The organism is Arthrobacter sp. 05N33_2, assembly GCF_056397425.1.
On the sequence record NZ_JBFTNJ010000004.1, the window covers coordinates 181,190 to 200,360 of the forward strand.

A 19,171-nucleotide genomic window follows, 5' to 3' on the forward strand; every position below is an offset into this window, starting at 1 on the left:
CGGCCCGTCCCCGGGCCGGGTGGTCAGTTCTTCTGGTGCTCGTGCAGGAGCCGGGCGCAGCGGATGAAGCCCAGGTGCGAATACGCCTGGGGATGGTTGCCCAGGTGGGTTTCCGTGCCGGGGTCGTATTCCTCGGGCAGCAGCCCCGTGGGACCGAACAGGTTCACCAGCTGGTCAAAGAGGTCCCAGGCCTCCTCGATCCGGCCCACGGCGATGTAGGCCTCGATCAGCCAGGTGGTGCAGATGTGGAAGCCGCCCTCCAGGCCCGGCAGTCCGTCGTCGTACCTGTAGCGGAATACGGTGGGCCCCACCCGCAGTTCCCGCTCCACCGCCGTGACGGTGGCCAGGAACCGGGGGTCGTTGACGTCCAGCAGGCCGGAGAGACCGATGTGCAGCACGGCTGCGTCCAGGTCCGGGCTGTCGTACGCCACGGTGTAGGAGGACGCCGACTCGTCCCAGCCCTCGCGCAGGACTTCCTCCCGGATCTTCGCCGCCGTGGGCTCCCAGGCCGGCAGCGGTTCCCGGCCATGCCGGACGGCCGTGCGCAGCGCCCGGTCGAGCGCCACCCAGCACATCACCTTCGTGTAGACATGGTGCCGCGGCGCCCGCCTGGCCTCCCAGATGCCATGGTCGGCCTCGTGCCAGCGGGCCAGCACGGCGGCGGCCATCTGCACCAGCAGGTCCCAGTGCCCGTCGGAGAGCATGCCCTGTCGGGCGCTGAGGGCGTGGATCAGCTCGGCGATCGGGCCGAACACGTCCAGCTGCACCTGGTGGTCGGCAGCGTTCCCGATCCGCACCGGGCGGGATCCCGCGTAGCCGGGCAGGCTCTCGATGATGGCCTCGGTGGACAGCGGCGCCCCGGTCACGGAGTAGAGCGGATGGAGCCACTCCGGACCCGGGGCGTGGGCCAGGATCCGGCCCAGCCACGCCAGGAATCCCTCGGCCTCGGCCGTGGAGCCCAGGTCCACGAGCGCGTTGACGGTCATGGACCCGTCCCGCAGCCAGCAGTACCGGTAGTCCCAGTTGCGGGTGCCGCCGATTCCCTCCGGCAGTGAGGTGGTGGGCGCGGCCAGCACAGCGCCGGTGGGTTCATGGACCAGCGCCCGGAGCACCAGCGCGGACCGACGGACCAGCGACGGCTTCACGCCGGGCAGTTGCAGTTCGTTGACCCAGCGCCGGGAGTGATGGGCGACGGCGGCGCGGCGCCCGGTCTCATCACCCGGCATCGCGGGCTGAGGTTCCGTGTCGCCGCAGCGCAGGTTGAGGACCACCGGTCCGTCCCGCAGATCGACGTCGCCCGTGGCCGTGGCGTGCCGGCCGTCGGAGGTGATGGCAAAGGCCACGCCGGGAGCCCGGAGAATGATCGGATCCGCGGTTCCCACGACGTGCAGTTCAGTTCCGCGCGCCTCCATGCTGAACGGGGCATTCGCGTAGTCCGGCCGCGGGGCGAAGACGACCCGGGCCGTGCCGGTGCCGGACAGCACCCGGACCAGGCTGGTGATGCCGTCCGGGGCCGGCTCCAGGTAGTCCGTCACGGTGACGTCGGCCCAGCGGGTTTCGACGATCATGGTGCTGTCCACGTAGCGCTGGCCCAGGACCTGCGAGGCCTTCGCCGGTTCCACGGAGAAGTGCCCCGCCGCATCGCCGCCGAGCAGATGGGCAAACAGCGACCCGCTGTCCGGCAGCGGGTGGCTCATCCAGCAGATCTTCGCGTCCGGGGTGATCAGGGCGGTGGACGAGCCGTTGCCGATCATGGAGTGCCGCTCCAGCCCCACGGCATCCTCGCCGAACAGCCACGCCCGCCGCAGTTCGAACAGGATCGCCAGGACGCGGGCGAACGACTCCGGGTCCCGGAGCGTGTGGGCTGCCACGGTGGGCCCCTCCCCCACGCGCAGCGCCATGTCCGGCCCGCGCAGCGTCGCCATGGCCAGCTCATCGCTGGAGGCGTCGCCTGCGTAGAGGGCGGCACTCACGCCTAGCATGGAGCGCAGGTGCTCCAGCGCGGAGGCCTTGGACGGTTCCACCACGGAGAGATCCAGCACCGAGCCGTCCACGACGAAATGCAGCCCGTGCGCCCGGGCGATCTCCTCCGCCTTCGAGGTGGCCAGTGCGACGATGTCCGGGCCGGCCGGGCGGGTGTGCACCGATACGGCGACCGGCTTGCGCTCAATGCTGATGCCCCGGTAGGCGCCCACGGTTTCGGCGAGTGCCTGGCTGGCCTGCTGCAGCACTGATTCGGTGGCGAGGGACAGCCCGTGGGCGTAGCCCATGTCGAACTCCGCGCCGTGCGAGCCGACCAGGTGTACCTCCGCGGGGAGCCGTGAGACGGCGGCCAGATCCCGCAGCGACCGCCCGGAGATGACGGCCGCGTGCGTGTTCGGGAGGGCTGCCAGGGCCCTCAACGCGATCGCCGCGCTGCCCAGCGGCAGGGTCTCGGTGGAAATGCCTTCTGCCGCGCACAGCGTGCCGCCGTAGTTGCAGGCCACGAGCAGCCCAGGAGTGCGGGCCAGGATCTTGAGCTCAGCCAGCAGTTGCGGCGTGAGCCCGTCGTCGGCCGCGTTGGTCTGCACGAAAGCGCGGAGCAGGCCCAGCGGGAGGGATTTAGTGAGAAGCGCAGAGTCGGCCAGGGCCTGGTTGAGCGGTGTGGGCATCGGCGCGGTCCTTCGAGTAGTCCCCAATGCCTGCATGCGAATCGTCCCCGGGAGGACGCACTTCAAGTATCGTCCCGGGACGATTTCGCATGGGTGTCCCGGCAGTTGCAACTATGTAACATCGCCGGGCCGCCCCGTGACCAGCGATGGCATCAGTGCTGGTTCCTTGCTGCGCCGCCGGGCCGTTGCGTTTCAGCAGCCGGCTGGCCTGTATTCGTAGGTCCCCGCATCGGCCGCGCCGCCGCCCTGGCAGTCGCCCTTCTGGTTGGCCGGCCGCCCGTCCAGATCCAGGGGGAAGGGGCTGACCCCGGCCCGGTCAATGGCCGGGCTCGCGCCGGAGAGGTGGAGATCGGCGGGTGCATTGACAAAGTCGGCCGGCTCGGTAGTGGAGGTGGCATTGGGACTGATGTTCGTGGGCCCGTTGAGGACGTTTTCCCGCTCGGTCCAGCCGGCGCCGTCCATCCACAGCGCGTTGCGGGCGGCCACCAGGATGTTTCCCCTGACGACGGTGGAGGCCGGGCACGACGCGTGGCAGACCAGAGCCTGGGAGTCCGCGCCGTCCAGCCACACGGTGTTGTATTCGAACGTGGTGCCGTTGGTCGGGCCGAAGGAGGAGGTCCTGCCGCGCGCGATCAGCCCCATGGCCTGGGAGCAGTTGGGGCCGCAGGTGGACCGGACCAGGTTGTAGCTGTACGTGTTGCCGTCGGCAGTTCCCCCCTTGCCGCGCCCCAGTTCGGAGAAGACGTTGTTATCGACGGCCACGTTGTGGTGGATCCTGTTCCGGTTGCCGTTGAAAATTTCGAACGCGCTGCCGTCGTGGCCAAAGTCGTAGGACAATGCGGTGGAGCCGGTGACGGTATTGCCGGCGAACTCGTTGTCGCTGCCGTTGATCAGGAAGCCAAAGGCGCCCGAGTCGTCATCGCACTTCAGGGCCGTGGCGGTGCCGCACAGCTCCCCCGGCGTATTGACGTTCATGATGTTGTTGTCGGCAAGAGTGTTGTTGGTATAGGTGCCGAAGTCGGAGCCCTCGCTCACTTTGATGCCCGCGGCATTGTTCCTGGCGGCGGAGTTCCGCACGGTGCCGTGGTCGCCGTAGATACTGAAGCCCGCATAGCCGCACGACTCCGCCCGCAGGCCGTCAACGGCGATGTAGTCGCCGTCGAGCCTGACGCACGTTCCTGCCAGTCCGCCCGTAACAGCGGGCGGATCGCCGCTTCCATAGGCATTCAGCGTGACCTTGAGCCGGCTGGTGCCGCTCTGGCCGACAACAAGGCCGCCGGAGAAGATGTCTCCGCGGCGAAAGCTGACCGAGTCCCCGGGCCGAAGCGCAGTGGCATTGACCTTGTCGAGCGTCGCCCAGGCTGATTGCGGCGACGTCCCGTCGTTGGCGTCACTGCCGTCGGCGCTCACGTAATACGTGGCGCCCTCGGACGACGCCGGCGCGGACGCGGACGGGCCGCCGAGCAATCCTCCCAGGAACAGCAGGACGAGCAGCGTGGCGGCGGCTGTGGACTTGATCTTCATGGGTGCACCTGGGTTTTCGCCATGTATCCGCGGTTCCGGGCGCCACCGCCAACCGGCGGACCACATCGGCACCCTGAGGGGCTTAACGCTAAGAGCGGTCCCGCCCTAAGTCAACGGACGAGTCCGGCCATGCGCATCAAAATGTTCTTTTTTGCTACTTGACGTTCCTTATTGTGCGATTATGATAGCTAATGATGTGAGCTGCTTCACTCCACCCGCGTTATTTCAAAGGAGAAATTATGACCATGCATGAAGACGCACTGCTCCGGGCCTCCAGCCGAGGCGGGTGGGACCGGAGGACGCTGCTGAAGACCTTCGGCGCCGGAGCAGTCGCGATGGCCGGCATTCCCCTGCTCTCGGCCTGCACGGGCGGCAGCGCACCTGCCAGCGGCGGCGCCAAGACGGCCACGTTCGGTTCCGGGTCCTCCGACGAGGTCCCCAAGGCTGCCTACAAGGCGGTGACCGACGCTTTCCAGAAGAAGTCCGGCATCGCGGTCACCACCAACGTGGTGGCGCACAACGACTTCCAGAACAAGATCAACACCTACCTCCAGGGCAGCCCCGACGATTCTTTCACCTGGTTCGCCGGGTACCGCATGCAGTACTACGCCGGCAAGGGACTGCTCGCCCCGATCGATGACGTCTGGGAAAAGGTCGGCGGAAACTACTCCGATGCCCTGAAAAAGGCCTCGACCGGAGCCGACGGCAAGATGTACCTGATCCCGAACTACAACTACCCCTGGGGCTTCTTCTACCGCAAGAGCCTCTGGACGGAAAAGGGGTACACCGTCCCCACGACGTTCGATGAGCTGAAGACCCTCGCCACCAAGATGAAGGCCGACGGCCTGATCCCGATTGAATTCGCGGACAAGGACGGCTGGCCCGCCATGGGCACGTTCGACTACCTGAACATGCGCCTGAACGGCTACCAGTTCCACATGGACCTCACCGCGCACCGGGAAAGTTGGGACCAGAAGAAGGTCAGCGACGTCTTCGACACCTGGAAGGCCCTGCTCCCGTTCCAGAACCCGAACGCGCTGGGCATGACCTGGCAGGACTCGGCGAAGTCCCTCGCGGACAAGAAATCCGGCATGTACCTGCTCGGCTCCTTCCTCACCCAGCAGTTCACGGACAAGACAATCGCCGACGACATCGACTTCTTCCCGTTCCCCGAGGTCGCGGTGGAAGGCCAGGATGCCATCGAGGCACCCATCGACGGCCTGCTGCTCTCCAAGAAGGGCGGCCAGAACCAGGCCGCCCGGGACTTCCTGGCCTACGTCGGCACCCCGGAAGGACAGGATGTGTACGCCTCGGTCGACTCGTCCAACATCGCCACCGCCAAGGGCGCCGATACCTCCAAGTTCACTCCGCTGAACAAGAAGCTGGCCGAGGCCATCAGCGGCGCCAAGAACATCAGCCAGTTCTTCGACCGCGATGCCCTGCCCGCCATGGCCAACAACGTGATGATCCCGGCGCTCCAGTCGTTCATCAAGGACGGCAACGTCGATGTGAAGAACCTGGAAGCCCAGGCCAAGTCCCTGTACGCCGCCCAGTAGCGCCGTGGGGGGGGGCTCCATGAGTGTCTCTACCAACCCGTCGGCGCGGGGGCGCAAAGCAGCCGCAGCCCCCGCGCGGCGGGTTCGGCGGCTGTCCGGCCGCGACAAAGTGGTGCTCGGCTTGATGGTGGGCATCCCCACGCTGATCCAGCTCGTACTGGTCTGGATCCCCACCCTCATGTCGGTCGGACTGTCCTTCACCCGCTGGAACGGGCTGGAGCTGACCGACATCAAGCCCGCCGGCGTCGAGAACTACCAGTTCATCGCCCAGGATTACCCGCCGTTTTGGCCGGCCATGCAGCACAACGTGCTGTGGCTGGCGTTCCTGGCACTCGTCGCCACCCCGCTGGGGCTGCTCCTGGCCGTGCTCCTGGACCAGAACATCCGCGGCACGCGGATCTACCAGAGCATCTTCTTCGCCCCGGTGATGCTCTCCCTGGCCCTGATCGGGATCATCTGGCAGCTGTTCTACAACCGGGACAGCGGCCTCCTGAACTTCCTGCTTGGCACCGCCGGCACGCCCCAGGCCGTCGACTGGTTCGGGGATTCCAGCGTCAACATCTGGGCAGCCCTCTTCGCCGCCACCTGGCGGCACGCCGGCTACGTCATGATCCTGTACCTGGCCGGGCTCAAGGGCGTGGATCCGACCCTGCGCGAGGCGGCCCAGATCGACGGCGCCAACGCGGTCCAGACCTTCTTCCAGGTGGTCTTCCCGGCCATGCGCCCGGTGAACGTCATCATCATCGTCATCACCGTCATCGAATCCCTCCGGGCGTTCGACATCGTCTACGTGATCAACCGCGGCACCAACGGGCTGGAACTGATCAGCGCCCTGGTCATCCAGAACCTGGTGGGCGAAGGGCAGGTGATCGGCATCGGCTCGGCGCTGGCCGTCATCCTGCTCGTCATCTCGCTGATCCCCATCACGTTTTACCTCTCCCGCGCATTCGGAAAGGACAAAGAGGCATGAGCATCGCCCATCCAACCGATGCCGCCGCGGCCGGCAGCCCGGCAGACGCCCGGCAGCGCAGCTCCGGCCCAGGCAGGACCGGCCCCCGCCCCGGCAGGCCGGCCAACAACAAGCAGGGCAAGAAGCACTACGGCACCCACGTCTTCCTCATCGTCATGGCGGCGATCTGGCTCGTACCCCTGGCCTGGGCCATTTTCACTGCCCTGCGGCCCAAAGCCGACACCGACAAATACGGCTACTTCAGCACCGGCGGCGCCTTCAACTTCGACAACTTCGCCCAGGCCTGGACACAGGGCGGCTTTTCCCAGCTGTTCTGGAACTCCGTGCTCATCACGGTCCCCTCGGTGTTCCTGATCCTCTTCTTCGCCTCCATGATGGCGTTCGCCGTGAGCCGGGTGAGCTGGAAGTTCAACATCACCCTGCTGATCATGTTCACCGCCGGAAACCTGCTGCCGCCGCAGGTGCTCGCGGCGCCGCTCTTTGAAATGTTCAAGCACTTCGAGCTTCCCTACGCCGTCAGCGATTCCGGGAACCTGCTCAACACCTACATCAGCGTGATCGCCGTGGACACCGCCTTCCAGATCGGCTTCGTGACGTTCGTCCTCTCGAACTACATGAAGGCCCTGTCCCCCGAGCTGACCGAGGCGGCCCTGGTTGACGGTGCCGGCGTCTGGCGCCAGTACTGGGACATCATCCTGCCGCTGTGCCGCCCGGCCCTGGCCGCCATGGGCACGCTCGAGGTGATCTTCATTTACAACGACTTCTTCTGGCCCCTGCTCTTCATCCAAAGCGGAGACCGGCTCCCGGTCACCACCGCGATCAACAACCTCCAGGGCCAGTTCCTCTCCAACTACAACCTGATCGCCGCCGGCGCCATGATCACGGCCGTTCCGGCCCTGATCATCTACCTGCTCCTGCAGCGCCACTTCGTGGCGGGCCTGACCCTCGGCTCCAGCAAAGGATAAACGTGGACAACAGCTCCAACCACAACAACGCCATGGACTACATCACCGCCCGCCTCGGCTCCGAAGGCTCCCCGATGCTGGCATTCGGCGGAGACTACAACCCGGAGCAGTGGCCCGAGGAGACCTGGGACGAGGACGTCCGGCTGATGCGCGAGGCCGGCGTCAACCTGGTCAGCGTGGGCATCTTCAGCTGGTCCCTGCTTGAGCCGTCCGAGGGCGTCTACGAGTTCGGCTGGCTGGACCGGGTCCTGGACCTGCTGCACGCCAACGGCATCCGGGTGGACCTGGCGAACGCCACGGCGTCGCCGCCGCCCTGGTTCAGCCACAAGTACCCCGAATCCCTGCCCGTGACAGCCGACGGCGTGCGGCACAGCTACGGTTCCCGGCAGGCCTTCGCGGCGTCGAGTGCCGAATACCGCCGGGCCGCCGCGGCCCTGACCGAGCAGCTCGCCACCCGGTACAAGGACCACCCCGCCATCGTGATGTGGCATGTCCACAACGAGTACGGCTGCCACAACCAGCCTGATTTCTCGGACGGTGCCGCCGCGGGTTTCCGGCGCTGGCTCGAACGCCGGTACGGCAGCCTGGAGGCCCTCAATGCCGCGTGGGGCACCGCCTTCTGGTCCCAGTGCTACTCGGCCTGGGAGCAGATCCTGCCGCCGCGCACCTCCGGGACCTGGGTGAACCCGACCCAGCAGCTGGACTTCGCCCGCTACTCCTCCGATGAGCTGCTCGAATGCTACAAGGCCGAGGCCGCGATCATCCGCACGCACTCGGGACATCCCGTGACCACCAACTTCATGGGGTTCAACATGGGCCTGCACCAGCCCGTGGACTACTGGCGCTGGTCCGAGGAGATGGATGTGGTCTCCAACGACCACTACCTGATTGCCGAGGATCCGCGGAACTTCCAGGAACTGGCGGCAACCGCAGACCTCACCCGCGGCTGGGCCAGGGGCAAGCCGTGGCTGCTCATGGAGCATTCGACCTCTGCCGTGAACTGGCAGCCGCGCAACATCGCCAAAGCGCCCGGCGAGATGCTGCGCAACTCCCTGCAGCATGTTGCCCGCGGCGCCGACGGCGCGCTCTTCTTCCAGTGGCGGGCCTCGCGGGCCGGCGCCGAAAAGTTCCATTCCGGACTGCTGCCGCACGCCGGCACGGACACCAAGGTTTGGCGCGAAGTGGTCCAGCTGGGCCAGGCGCTGCGGAGCCTGGCCGAAGTCAGCGGCTCGGTGGTTACGGGCGCGTCCGGCCGGGTGGACGTCGCGATCCTCCACGACACTGACGCCCGCTGGGCCTCGGAACTGGACTCGCACCCGAGCGTGGACGCCTCCAACATCGCCGAAACCCGGCGCTGGCACGATGCCTTCTACCGCGCCGGCATCCCCACCGACTTCCGCCAGGGCACCGATGACCTATCCGGCTACAGGCTCGTCGTCGCGCCGATGCAGTACCTCGTGAGCGATGCCGGGGCCGCGAATCTGGACGCGTACGTGCGCTCCGGCGGCCACCTCGTGGTGACCTATTTCTCCGGTATCGTGGACGAAAATGACCACATCAGGCTTGGCAGCTACCCCGGCGCGTTCAGCGGACTGCTGGGCGTGAAGATGGAAGAGTTTTTCCCGCTGCGCGGCGGCGAAAGCATCCGGCTCAGCAGCTTCGGGGCGGGTAGTTGCTGGAACGAATTGGGGCATGCCACCACCGCCGAGGTCCTCGCGGCCGTGGAAGAGGGACCGGCCGCCGGTTCTCCCGCCGTGACCCGTAACCGTGCCGGAAGCGGCCGCTCCTACTATGTCGCCACGTCACTCGCGCCGGAGGGCCTGGGCGAACTGCTCGCCGTCGTCTGCGCCGATGCCAAGGTGCAGCCGCTCGTCCCGGACCTGCCGGCCGACGTCGAAGTGGTCCGGCGCAGCAAGGACGGGACCGACTGGACGTTCTGCATCAACCACGGCGCCCACGACGTCCGGCTGCCGCTGGAAGGCGTGGACCTGCTCACCGGCGCCGAACTCGACGGCGGGCTCGGCCTCGCGGCCGGCGGTGCCGCCGTCGTCCGTTCGGCTGCCGCCCGATTGGTCGGCACCTCCGCCAGCCACTCAAACCAGTCAAGCCACTCAACCCTGTAAGGACTCCACATGCTAGCCGCAGCCCGCCATTCCGCCATCCTCGCGGAGGTCCAGCGTGAGCGGATCGTCCGTGTCGCGGACCTCGCCAAGATGCTCGGCGTCTCGCTGATGACCGTGCGGCGGGACATCGAGGCCCTCGACGCGGCGGGCGCCGTGGAGAAGATCCACGGCGGGGCCAAGTTGCCCGGCGGCGCCGGCACCCACGAGCCAGGCTTCGAGCTGAAGGTGACCCAGCTCAAGGACGAGAAGATGGCGATTGCGCAGGAGGCGGCCGCGCAGGTGCGCGAGGGCATGGCGGTGGGGCTCAGCGCCGGCACCACCACGTGGGCGCTGGCCCAGCTGCTGTCCGCCGGCCCGCGGATCACGGTGGTCACCAACTCGGTGCGGATCGCGGACGTCTTCCACCAGAGCGCCTCCCCGTCCACCGTGATCCTGACCGGCGGCGAGCGCACACCCTCGGACGCCCTTGTAGGCCCGCTGGCCACATCCTCGCTCAAACAGCTGCACCTGGACGTATTGTTCCTCGGCGTCCACGGTGTCGACGCCGACGCCGGGTTCACCACCCCCAACGTGCTCGAGGCCGAAACCGACCGGGCCTTCGTCACCGCGGCCCGGCGGGTGGTGGTGCTGGCGGACCACACCAAGTGGGGCACCCTCGGCATCAGCACGATCGCCGGCCTGGAGGACGCTGACGAACTCATCAGCGATGACCTTCTGGGCAGCGAGGCCCGGCGCATCCTCGGCGAGCGCGTCGGCCGGCTCCGCCTGGCCCATACCGGCGACGCCCGGAGCATCAGCGCAGCCAGCCCCGCAGCAGCCACAGGCTGACCGCTCGGCCCCCGCCCACCCAAACCACTACGCCTGGAGCTGCCGTGAACAACCCGGACCTCACCCTTGCCGCCGAGACCCTCTCCCCCGTGGGCGTCCCTCCGGTGGAGCCGTTGTACCTGCGCCGCTCCGGAACATCCCTGCTGATCGACTTCAGCACGGGCGAGGCCGCCATGCTGCACTTCGGCGCCGACCTCGGCCCGGCCCTGCCGGATCTTTCGCTGTTGGGCCAGGCCGTGCCGCACTCGGCCCTCGACGTCCCGGTGACGCTGGGACTGATCCCGCAGGCGTCCTCCGGCTGGCGCGGGCGCCCCGGCCTCCGCGGCCACCGGAACGGCCAGGCGTTCTCGGCCCGTCTGCGTGTTGTCAGTGTTGAACGTTCCAGTGCTGAGCTGTCCAGCGGCGAGCGGTCCCGCGGGGCGGACTGCTCGGCTGTCATCACCCAGGCCGACCCCGAGGCCGGTGTCAGCGTCCGCACGGAGATCAGGATCAACGACGGCGGCCTGCTCCAGCTCCGGCACCGGCTCGACAACGACGGCGCCGGCCCGTACAGCCTCGACGAACTCGCCGCCGTGCTGCCCGTGGGCCGCGCCGCCACAGAAATCCTGGACCTGACCGGCCGCTGGTGCCGGGAGTCCCACCCCCAGCGCCTGCCGCTGCGCCAAGGCACATGGGTCCGCTCGGGCCGGCACGGCCGGACCGGCCACGACGCCTCGCTCCTGCTCGCGGCCGGCACCCCCGGATTCGGGAACCGCCACGGGCAGGTCTGGGCCGTGCATCTGGGCTGGAGCGGCAACCACGAGAGCTTCGTTGACGCCGCCGCGGACGGCCGGACCGTCCTGGGCGCCTCGGAACTGCTCGGCGCCGGCGAGATCAGCGTGGAAGCGAACGCCAGCTACGAGACCCCGTGGCTGTACGCTGCCTACTCCGCCGCGGGCCTGGACGGCATCAGCGATGCCTTCTACAGCTGGTTCCGCGGGCGCCCGCACCACCCCGGCGTGCGGTCCGGCAAAGCCCGTCCCGTGGTGCTCAACGTCTGGGAAGCGGTCTACTTCGACCACCGCCTCGAGCCGCTGCTCGAACTCGCCGAAGCGGCCGCCGGGCTCGGCGTGGAACGCTTCGTCCTTGACGACGGCTGGTTCCGCGGCCGCCGCGATGATCACGCCGGCCTCGGCGACTGGTACGTCGACGAGGACCTGTGGCCCGAGGGCCTGACGCCGCTGATCGACGCCGTTACCGGCCACGGCATGGAATTCGGGCTCTGGGTCGAACCCGAAATGGTCAACGAAGACTCGGACCTGGCCCGCGCCCACCCGGACTGGATCGCCGGCCCGGCCGGCCGGCTGACTGGCCGGCTGCCCATGCAATGGCGGCACCAGCAGGTCCTTGACCTGGTCAATCCGGCGGCCTGGCAATACATCTTCGACAGGCTCGATGCCCTGTTGAGCGAATACCGGATCAGTTACCTCAAATGGGACCAGAACCGGGACCTGGCCGAGATGGGCCACGCCGGCCGGCCGTCCGTGCACGCCCAGACTCAGGCCGTCTACCGGCTCCTGGACGAGCTCCGCAAGGCCCACCCCGGCGTCGAGATTGAAAGCTGCTCCTCCGGCGGGGCCCGCGTGGATCTCGGCATCCTGGAGCGCACCGACCGGATCTGGGCCTCGGACTGCAACGATGCCCTGGAACGTCAGACCATCCAGCGCTGGACCGGCGTGGTGGTGCCGCCGGAGCTCGTCGGATCGCACATTGGCCCCACCACGAGCCACACCACGGCGCGAACGCACGATCTCTCGTTCCGGGCGATCACCGCGATGTTCGGCCACTTCGGCCTCGAATGGGATGTCCGGCGCCTCGACGATGCCGAACGGACCGAGCTTGCCCGAGCCATCGCACTGTTCAAGCAGTACCGGCCGCTCCTGCACAGCGGGCGCATGGTGCGGGCCGACGAGCCCGATCCCGCCCTCCGGCTGCACGGGGTCGTGTCCCACGACGGCGGCGAGGCCCTCTACGCCCTGGTCTCGGTGGCGACGTCGTTCGCCGAAGTCCCGGGGAAGGTCTGCCTGCCCGGGCTGCTCCCGGACACCGCGTACCGGGTGGAAGCGGTCTACCCGGCGGCCGGGGACCGGCGGGCGTTCCTGCAGGCGGCGCCACCGGCGTGGCTTGCGGGCGGCGTCGAGGCCTCGGGACGCTTCCTGGCCGAATCCGGGCTCCCAATGCCGGTCCTGAACCCGGAACACGGGCTGCTCCTGGCAGTCCGCCGCGCCACCGCCGCCGCTCCGGCCGCCTATCCAGCCGCCTATCCAGCCGCAACCAGCGCACACCCCGTGAGGAACCCCTAGCATGGGCCAGATTACGAAACGCTCCCACAAGCTCTCCGACGGCCGGGACATCATCTACTTCGATGATGCCGATACCGCCCTGCCCCCGCACCGGGGCGAGGATCTCCGCGCGCCGGCGGTCCGGCCGCCCACGGCCACCATGCGCCAGGACGCCCTGACCGGGGAGTGGATCTCGATCGCGGCCGCCCGGCAGAACCGGGTGGTCCTGCCGCCCTCGCACCTGGACCCGCTGGCCCCGGCGTCGCCGGAGAATCCCTCGGAGATTCCGAGCCTCTACGACGTCGCCGTCTTCGAAAACAAGTCCCCCTCCTTCGGGCCGGACCTGGCGGGGGCCGCCGCGCCGGAAGGCCTGGATGACCTCGCCCGGGTGGGGCTGGGGCGCAGCCGGCAGTCCGTGGGCCGGTGCGAAGTGGTGTGCTTCTCCCCGGAACACACCGGCTCCCTGGCGGGCCTGCCCCTGTCCCGGATGCGCACGGTCGTGGAAGCCTGGGCGGACCGGACGGCCGCGCTGTCCGCGCTGCCCGGCGTCGAACAGGTCTTTCCGTTCGAGAACCGCGGCGAAGCGATCGGCGTGACGCTGCACCACCCGCACGGACAGATCTACGCCTACCCGTACATCACGCCGCGCACGGCCCAGCTGGTCCGCACGATCGAAAGTTACGGCGGCGCGCTGTTCGAGGACATCCTCAGCTTCGAGCAGAAATCCGAGCGGGTGCTGCTCCAGGGCGAGCACTGGACGGCGTTTGTCCCGTTTGCCGCGCGCTGGCCGCTGGAAGTGCATATCCTCCCGCACCGGCACGTCCCGGACCTCGCCGCCACGACCGACGAGGAACGCGATGAGTTCTCCCTGCTGTACCGCCAGCTCCTGCGTGGCGTCGATGCCCTCTACGACAGCCCCACGCCGTACATTTCGGCGTGGCACCAGGCTCCCGTCCACGCCCACCGGGACGACATCCGGCTCATGCTGCAACTGACCTCGCCCCGCCGGGAGGAGGACAAGCTCAAGTACCTGGCAGGGTCGGAAGCCGCGATGGGGGCATTCATCGCGGACATCCCGCCGGAAACGGCCGCCGCCCGGCTCCGGGACGCCATGGAGGCAGCATCGCCGCCACCGCGTACACCAGGGCTCGAGCCATTCCGCACAGAACTCCCAGCAACAGAACAGGAAGCAGCCCAGCCATGAACGAGGTCCTTGAACGGGAAAGTGGGTACTTTTCCAGCGAGTTTGGGGGCGCGCCGGACGGCTTGTGGTCGGCGCCCGGGCGGGTCAACCTGATCGGTGAGCACACGGATTACAACGAGGGCTTCGCGTTTCCGATCGCGATCGACAAGCGCACCACGGTGGCGGCCCGCGTCCGCGCAGACCGTCTGCTCCGGGTCACCAGCAGCTCTTTCCCCGGCGTCATAGAGGTAAGCCTCGACCGCCTGGACCCGGATAGCCTCACCGGCTGGGCCGCGTACCCCCTCGGCGTGGCCTGGGCGATGTCCCGGGCGGCAGCAGCCGGCGCCGGTTCCGACGTCGCGTCCGGTTCAGCAGCCGGTTCCGGCGTCGCGTCCGGTTCAGCAGCCGGTTCCGGCGTCCCGTCCCGGATGTCCGGCCTGGACCTGGCGCTGACCTCGGATGTCCCGGCCGGCGCCGGGTTGTCCTCCTCCGCCGCAATCGAATGCGCGGTGGCCCTGGCCCTGAACGATCTCTGGGACTTGGGGCTGGGCAGGCCTGAACTGGCACGGATCGGCCAGCTGGCCGAGAATCGGGTGGTCGGCGCGCCCACCGGCATCATGGACCAGTCGGCCTCGCTCCTTGGCGAGCCCGATCATGGCATCCTGCTCGATTGCCAGAACGTCTCGACCGAGCCGGTTGCCCTCGGCTTCGCCGGTGCCGGGGTGGGGCTGCTCGTGATCGACACCCGCACCAGCCATTCCCATGCCGACGGCGGCTACGCCAGCCGCCGCCGTTCCTGCGAGGACGGCGCCCGCCGCCTGGGCGTCGGCAGCCTGCGGGCGCTGGGCCCGGACGATCTTCCCCGCGCCGCGGCACAGCTCGACGGACAGACCTACCGCCGGGTCCGGCACATCATCACGGAAAACCAGCGGGTGCTCGACACCGTGACGGCACTGCGGACCTCCGGCCCCGCCGCGATCGGGCCGTTCCTCAACGAATCGCACGAGTCCATGCGCGACGACTTCGAGATCTCCACCCCTGAGCTCGACCTCGCCGTGGCCAGCGCGCAGGGATTGGGCGCCATCGGCGCGCGCATGACCGGCGGCGGTTTCGGTGGCGCAGCCATTGCTCTGGTCCGCAACGACGGCGCCGCAACGGTGGCCGCGGGCGTTGCCCGCGACTTCGCCCGAGCCGGATACGCGGCCCCGCACATCTTCCCCGTCACCGCGTCCGAGGGCGCCCGCCGGGAACTGTAGCCCGGAAGGCCCCAGGTCGTTATGCCCGCACGAGGCGGGCGGCGTCGGCCAGAAGTTCCACAGAACGGAGCCGGGGTTCGGTCCCGGTGCTCTGGTGCGCCACGATCAGTTCGTCGGCGTCGGCGTGCGCCGTGAACTCCTCGAGGTACGCCAGGACGGCCTCGGGGGTGCCCACCGCGGAGTACTTCATCATCTGCGCCATCTGCTGGCCCTGGGGCGAGTCCAGGATCATATCCGCCTCGTCGTCGCTGAACACACGGCCATTGCCGAAGAACAAGGAAACCCTGGCCCGCTTGGTGGCCTGGAACATCGCCTGCGCCTCAGCGGCGGAATCGGCGGCAATGACATTGACTCCGGCGATCACGTGCGGGGCCTCGAGCTGCGCGGAGGGCCGGAATTCGCGGCGGTAGACCGCCACCGCATCCTGCAGCGCGTTGGGCGCGAAGTGCGAGGCGAACGCATAGGGCAGGCCCAGCTGGGCGGCCAGCCTGGCGCCGAACAGGGAGGACCCCAGGATGTACAGCGGCACGTTGGTGCCCTTGCCCGGGGTGGCCTCCACGCCCTGGATGCGGGTGGGGCCGCTCAGGTAGCCCTGGAGCTCCAGGACGTCCTGCGGGAAGCTGTCTGCCGACATCGGATCGCGGCGCAGGGCGCGCATGGTGTTCTGGTCGCTGCCCGGCGCCCGGCCCAGGCCGAGGTCGATCCTGCCCGGGTGCAGGGTCTCAAGCGTGCCGAACTGTTCGGCGATGGTCAGCGGCGAGTGGTTGGGCAGCATCACGCCGCCGGCGCCGAGCCGGATGCTGGAGGTGTGGGCCGCGACGTGGGCGATCAGCACACTCGTGGCGGACGAGGCGATCGCGGACATGTTGTGGTGCTCGGCGTACCAGATCCGCCGGTAACCCCGGTCCTCGGCGAGCTGCGCCATGGCCACGCTGCCGGCGAAGCTTTCGGCCGCCGTCTGGCCCGGGCCGATGGTTGCGAGATCAAGAATGGAAAGCGGAACAGTCACGGAAAAGCCGGCCTTTCGTAGCGGAGCAGTGTGCGGGCCGGAGTTGGGACTGCGGTCCTGGGTGGCACCGGGTTTCCGGCGCGGGCACACTGGGGTCAACGACGGCGGCCCCCGGGATATTTCTGCAGGCGGCTCAGGGGCACGAGTAGTTGTAGTCAAGGCCCCCGGAGATGTACTGCGTCATCGAGACGCGGCTGTTCGGGGTGAGTCCGGGGCGGGCGCAGTTCGCCTTGGCCCCGGCCGCCGATCCCGCTCCAGCGAGCCAGCTCGGCAGACCTGCCAGCGGGCTGGCGAACTTCACGGTTCCGGCGATCTCCCCCCACTGGTAGGCGGTGGAGTAGAGGCCCACGCGGGCGCCGATCTTCTTGAAGTAGGCGGCCATGCCTTCCAGGACGGCGACGTTGGCGGCTTTGTCTGTCTGCCAGGTGTTTTCCGTTTCCACATCCAGCCACCAGAGGTAGGACTGCGGGTTGCTGACCCCGCGGCGCTTGGCGTCGTCGGACGCCTTGGCCCACCCATACATATAGGAGCAGGCTTTGAGCGACCCCAAGGCGCAGTTGCCGTAGGGGTTTGTGACCTTCACCCCGTTGTAGGTGTTCAACGTGGGCCACCAGGACCCCTGCCGGGCGGGGTTGGCCGTGTTGACGTACAGCGCCACCCTCGGCTGCGCCGTCGCTGCCGGGGACTTTGCGGTCTTGGCCCAGGCCAGCTGGCTTGCCAGGCACGGGTTCGTGTTGTTGGCCAGGCCATGATTGACGCCGACGATCGCGAAGGCCGGCTGCTTTGGGAGGGTCTTCCCGCATTGCGGCCAGGACACATCGATTCCGGGTCCCGAGGTACTGGCCGCAGCGGCCGAAGCGGGGCTTCCGCCCAGCAGGACAAGGCCGAGGGTCACGGCAAAGGCCAGCACGATGCGCGGGAACGAGTTGGGCATGCCACAGTCTAAGGCAAAATCGCAGAAACGCTAATCGGTGGCGTAATTCCGTCACGGCGCAGGTTTTGCCGCCGGAATGCCCGGAACGCACGCCTGCAGGCGCCCCCCGCATCGCCGGGCGGGGACGCCCCCTTAGGGAGCCTTGGAATAGTCAGCAGACTGAGGATGTTCACTTTCCTATGAGCCACGACAATTCACAGCATCCGAAAAAATCCGCCACGATCGCCCTCAAGGATCTGGGAACCGTCCACCGGCTGGGCTTTGGCGCCATGCGGATCGTCGGCGACGGCGTCTGGGGCGAGCCGGCAGACCGCGCCGCCGCGGTCGACGTCGTGCGCCGCGCCGTGGAGCTCGGCGTCGACTTCATTGACACCGCAGACTCTTACGGCCCCAACATCAGCGAGGAAATCCTCGCCGAGGCGCTGCATCCCTACCGGGACGGCCTCAAGATCGCCACCAAGGTGGGGTTCACCCGCACCGGCCCCAACGTCTGGGTTCCGGTCGGCCGGCCCGAATACCTGCGCCAGCAGACGGAACTGAGCCTGCGCAAACTCAAGGTCGACTCCCTCGACCTCCTGCAGCTGCACCGGATCGACCCCAAGGTGGACCGCGACGAGCAATTCACCGTGCTTCGCGATCTGCAAAAGGAAGGCAAGGTCAAGGCACTCGGCCTCTCCCAGGTCAGCGTCGAGGACCTGGAGGAAGCCGGGAAGTACTTCACCGTCTCCACGGTGCAGAACCGCTACAACCTCACCGACCGCAGCTCCGAGGACGTCCTCGAGTACGCCGAGGAGAACGGCATCGGCTTCATTCCGTGGGCGCCGATCTCCGCTGGCGAGCTGGCCCGGCCGGGCGGACCGCTCGACGAGGCGGCGAAGCGGCTGGGCGCCACGACTTCCCAGGTGGCGCTGGCCTGGCTTCTGCGCCGGTCCCCCGTCATGATGCCGATCCCCGGCACCGGCTCCGTCAAGCATCTTGAAGAGAACCTGGCCGCCGCCGGCGTCGTCCTCGACGACGCCACCTATGCGGAACTCGAAGCGACCCGCTGAACCGCGCCGCTTCCCATATTTCACCTTATCCACCGTCCGCCGGCCCTGCCGGCAGAACAGGAGCAGCACCATGGCTAAAAATATTCTGATGGTTGTCTCGGCAGCAGATTCCCTGACGATGCGCGACGGCAGCGAACACCCCACCGGGTACTGGGCCGAGGAGCTCGTCGTCTCCCACCGGACCCTTCTCGACGCGGGCCACACCGTGCACATCGCCACTCCGGGCGGCAAGAAGCCGACGGTGGATGAGGTGAGCCTCGCGGCCGAGTCCGCCGGTGGGCAGGACCGTGCGGATAGCTTCCGCCGCTACATCGATTCCCTCGACGCCGAACTGTCCAACCCGCTGGTGCTGGCCGACGTCGACGCCTCCGCCTACGACGCCGTCGTGATGCCGGGCGGCCACGGGCCGATGGCCGACCTGTACCAGGATGCCGACCTTGGCCGCCTGCTGACGGCCGTCAACACGGCCGGCAAGATCATCGCGCCGTTCTGCCACGGCCCGGCCGGGCTGTTGAGCGCCACGGACGACGACGGCGCGTTCACCTTCGCCGGACGCCGCCTCACCGTCTTCACCAATGAGGAGGAGCTGGGTGGCGGCACGGGACCCAATACACCGTGGTTCGTGGAGGATGTCCTGAAGGAGAAGGGCGCGGTAGTGGAGAACGGCGCGGCCTGGACGTCTCACGTTGTGCGGGACGGAAACCTCATCACCGGGCAGAACCCGCAGTCCAGCGAGGACGTGGCCAAGGAGGTCCTCAAGGCCCTCGCCGAATAAGCCACTCCTAGCCGGGTCCGGGAACCC

At 68.3% G+C, this 19,171-nt stretch carries 14 protein-coding genes; 10 read left to right on the forward strand and 4 right to left on the reverse strand.

The features are described 5' to 3' along the window. Nucleotides 1–23 precede the first annotated feature (23 nt). Both AC1DHX_RS05200 and AC1DHX_RS05205 read right to left on the reverse strand, forming a co-directional pair. The gene (locus AC1DHX_RS05200; protein WP_476860370.1) at nucleotides 24–2,651 is read right to left on the reverse strand and encodes a trehalase-like domain-containing protein; all 2,628 of its coding nucleotides are present in this window, start codon (nucleotides 2,649–2,651) and stop codon (nucleotides 24–26) included. 192 nt (nucleotides 2,652–2,843) lie between these two features. Further along, nucleotides 2,844–4,175 carry a right-handed parallel beta-helix repeat-containing protein gene (locus AC1DHX_RS05205; RefSeq protein ID WP_223915113.1) on the reverse strand — a complete coding sequence of 444 codons (1,332 nt, stop codon included), beginning with the start codon at nucleotides 4,173–4,175 and terminating at the stop codon, nucleotides 2,844–2,846. 239 nt (nucleotides 4,176–4,414) lie between these two features. Between AC1DHX_RS05205 and AC1DHX_RS05210 the strand changes: the two genes are divergently transcribed. From AC1DHX_RS05210 to galK, 8 genes are all read left to right on the forward strand, one after another. Continuing rightward, nucleotides 4,415–5,731 (forward strand): ABC transporter substrate-binding protein, encoded by a 1,317-nt coding sequence (locus tag AC1DHX_RS05210; RefSeq protein ID WP_476860371.1) that lies wholly within the window; start codon nucleotides 4,415–4,417, stop codon nucleotides 5,729–5,731. A gap of 19 nt (nucleotides 5,732–5,750) precedes the next feature. After that, nucleotides 5,751–6,701 carry a carbohydrate ABC transporter permease gene (locus AC1DHX_RS05215; protein ID WP_028278192.1) on the forward strand — a complete coding sequence of 317 codons (951 nt, stop codon included), beginning with the start codon at nucleotides 5,751–5,753 and terminating at the stop codon, nucleotides 6,699–6,701. Then, entirely contained in the window at nucleotides 6,698–7,666 is a 969-nt protein-coding gene (locus tag AC1DHX_RS05220) for a carbohydrate ABC transporter permease (protein ID WP_243180492.1), read from the forward strand. Before AC1DHX_RS05215 ends, AC1DHX_RS05220 begins: the two co-directional genes overlap by 4 nt. A gap of 2 nt (nucleotides 7,667–7,668) precedes the next feature. After that, nucleotides 7,669–9,789 carry a beta-galactosidase gene (locus tag AC1DHX_RS05225; protein WP_476860373.1) on the forward strand — a complete coding sequence of 707 codons (2,121 nt, stop codon included), beginning with the start codon at nucleotides 7,669–7,671 and terminating at the stop codon, nucleotides 9,787–9,789. A 9-nt stretch (nucleotides 9,790–9,798) separates the two neighbouring features. Beyond that, nucleotides 9,799–10,617 (forward strand): DeoR/GlpR family DNA-binding transcription regulator, encoded by an 819-nt coding sequence (locus AC1DHX_RS05230; protein WP_079550600.1) that lies wholly within the window; start codon nucleotides 9,799–9,801, stop codon nucleotides 10,615–10,617. Nucleotides 10,618–10,721: 104 nt separating this feature from the next. Next, nucleotides 10,722–12,959, forward strand: a complete 2,238-nt coding sequence (locus tag AC1DHX_RS05235; protein WP_476860384.1) for an alpha-galactosidase — start codon at nucleotides 10,722–10,724, stop codon at nucleotides 12,957–12,959. Nucleotide 12,960: 1 nt separating this feature from the next. Further along, on the forward strand, nucleotides 12,961–14,142 hold the full coding sequence (galT, locus tag AC1DHX_RS05240) for a galactose-1-phosphate uridylyltransferase (RefSeq protein ID WP_476850788.1): 1,182 nt from the start codon (nucleotides 12,961–12,963) through the stop codon (nucleotides 14,140–14,142). Further along, nucleotides 14,139–15,377, forward strand: coding sequence for a galactokinase (gene galK / locus AC1DHX_RS05245; RefSeq protein ID WP_476860374.1), 1,239 nt, complete (start codon nucleotides 14,139–14,141; stop codon nucleotides 15,375–15,377). Before galT ends, galK begins: the two co-directional genes overlap by 4 nt. A gap of 19 nt (nucleotides 15,378–15,396) precedes the next feature. On the opposite strand, the gene AC1DHX_RS05250 is transcribed toward galK, so the two are convergent. Both AC1DHX_RS05250 and AC1DHX_RS05255 read right to left on the reverse strand, forming a co-directional pair. Further along, a complete protein-coding gene (locus AC1DHX_RS05250; RefSeq protein ID WP_028278201.1) occupies nucleotides 15,397–16,386 on the reverse strand; it encodes an LLM class flavin-dependent oxidoreductase in 990 nt (329 codons plus the stop codon). Nucleotides 16,387–16,519: 133 nt separating this feature from the next. Continuing rightward, complete coding sequence (locus AC1DHX_RS05255; protein WP_476860375.1) at nucleotides 16,520–17,320, reverse strand: glycoside hydrolase family 25 domain-containing protein; 801 nt, start codon at nucleotides 17,318–17,320, stop codon at nucleotides 16,520–16,522. A gap of 179 nt (nucleotides 17,321–17,499) precedes the next feature. Here AC1DHX_RS05255 and AC1DHX_RS05260 point away from each other — a divergent pair, with 179 nt between their 5' ends. Next, the gene (locus AC1DHX_RS05260; protein ID WP_476860376.1) at nucleotides 17,500–18,369 is read left to right on the forward strand and encodes an aldo/keto reductase; all 870 of its coding nucleotides are present in this window, start codon (nucleotides 17,500–17,502) and stop codon (nucleotides 18,367–18,369) included. Between the two features lie 70 nt (nucleotides 18,370–18,439). Continuing rightward, nucleotides 18,440–19,144 carry a type 1 glutamine amidotransferase domain-containing protein gene (locus AC1DHX_RS05265; RefSeq protein WP_476860377.1) on the forward strand — a complete coding sequence of 235 codons (705 nt, stop codon included), beginning with the start codon at nucleotides 18,440–18,442 and terminating at the stop codon, nucleotides 19,142–19,144. The last annotated feature ends 27 nt before the right edge of the window (nucleotides 19,145–19,171 follow it).

Excerpts from the sequence above, each read along its gene's own strand:
- AC1DHX_RS05200 (WP_476860370.1), bottom strand. The coding sequence starts at position 2,651 with ATGCCCACACCGCTCAACCAGGCCCTGGCCGACTCTGCGCTTCTCACT.
- AC1DHX_RS05205 (WP_223915113.1), bottom strand. The coding sequence starts at position 4,175 with ATGAAGATCAAGTCCACAGCCGCCGCCACGCTGCTCGTCCTGCTGTTC.
- AC1DHX_RS05210 (WP_476860371.1), top strand. The coding sequence starts at position 4,415 with ATGACCATGCATGAAGACGCACTGCTCCGGGCCTCCAGCCGAGGCGGG.
- AC1DHX_RS05215 (WP_028278192.1), top strand. The coding sequence starts at position 5,751 with ATGAGTGTCTCTACCAACCCGTCGGCGCGGGGGCGCAAAGCAGCCGCA.
- AC1DHX_RS05220 (WP_243180492.1), top strand. The coding sequence starts at position 6,698 with ATGAGCATCGCCCATCCAACCGATGCCGCCGCGGCCGGCAGCCCGGCA.
- AC1DHX_RS05230 (WP_079550600.1), top strand. The coding sequence starts at position 9,799 with ATGCTAGCCGCAGCCCGCCATTCCGCCATCCTCGCGGAGGTCCAGCGT.
- galT (WP_476850788.1), top strand. The coding sequence starts at position 12,961 with ATGGGCCAGATTACGAAACGCTCCCACAAGCTCTCCGACGGCCGGGAC.
- galK (WP_476860374.1), top strand. The coding sequence starts at position 14,139 with ATGAACGAGGTCCTTGAACGGGAAAGTGGGTACTTTTCCAGCGAGTTT.
- AC1DHX_RS05255 (WP_476860375.1), bottom strand. The coding sequence starts at position 17,320 with ATGCCCAACTCGTTCCCGCGCATCGTGCTGGCCTTTGCCGTGACCCTC.
- AC1DHX_RS05260 (WP_476860376.1), top strand. The coding sequence starts at position 17,500 with ATGAGCCACGACAATTCACAGCATCCGAAAAAATCCGCCACGATCGCC.
- AC1DHX_RS05265 (WP_476860377.1), top strand. The coding sequence starts at position 18,440 with ATGGCTAAAAATATTCTGATGGTTGTCTCGGCAGCAGATTCCCTGACG.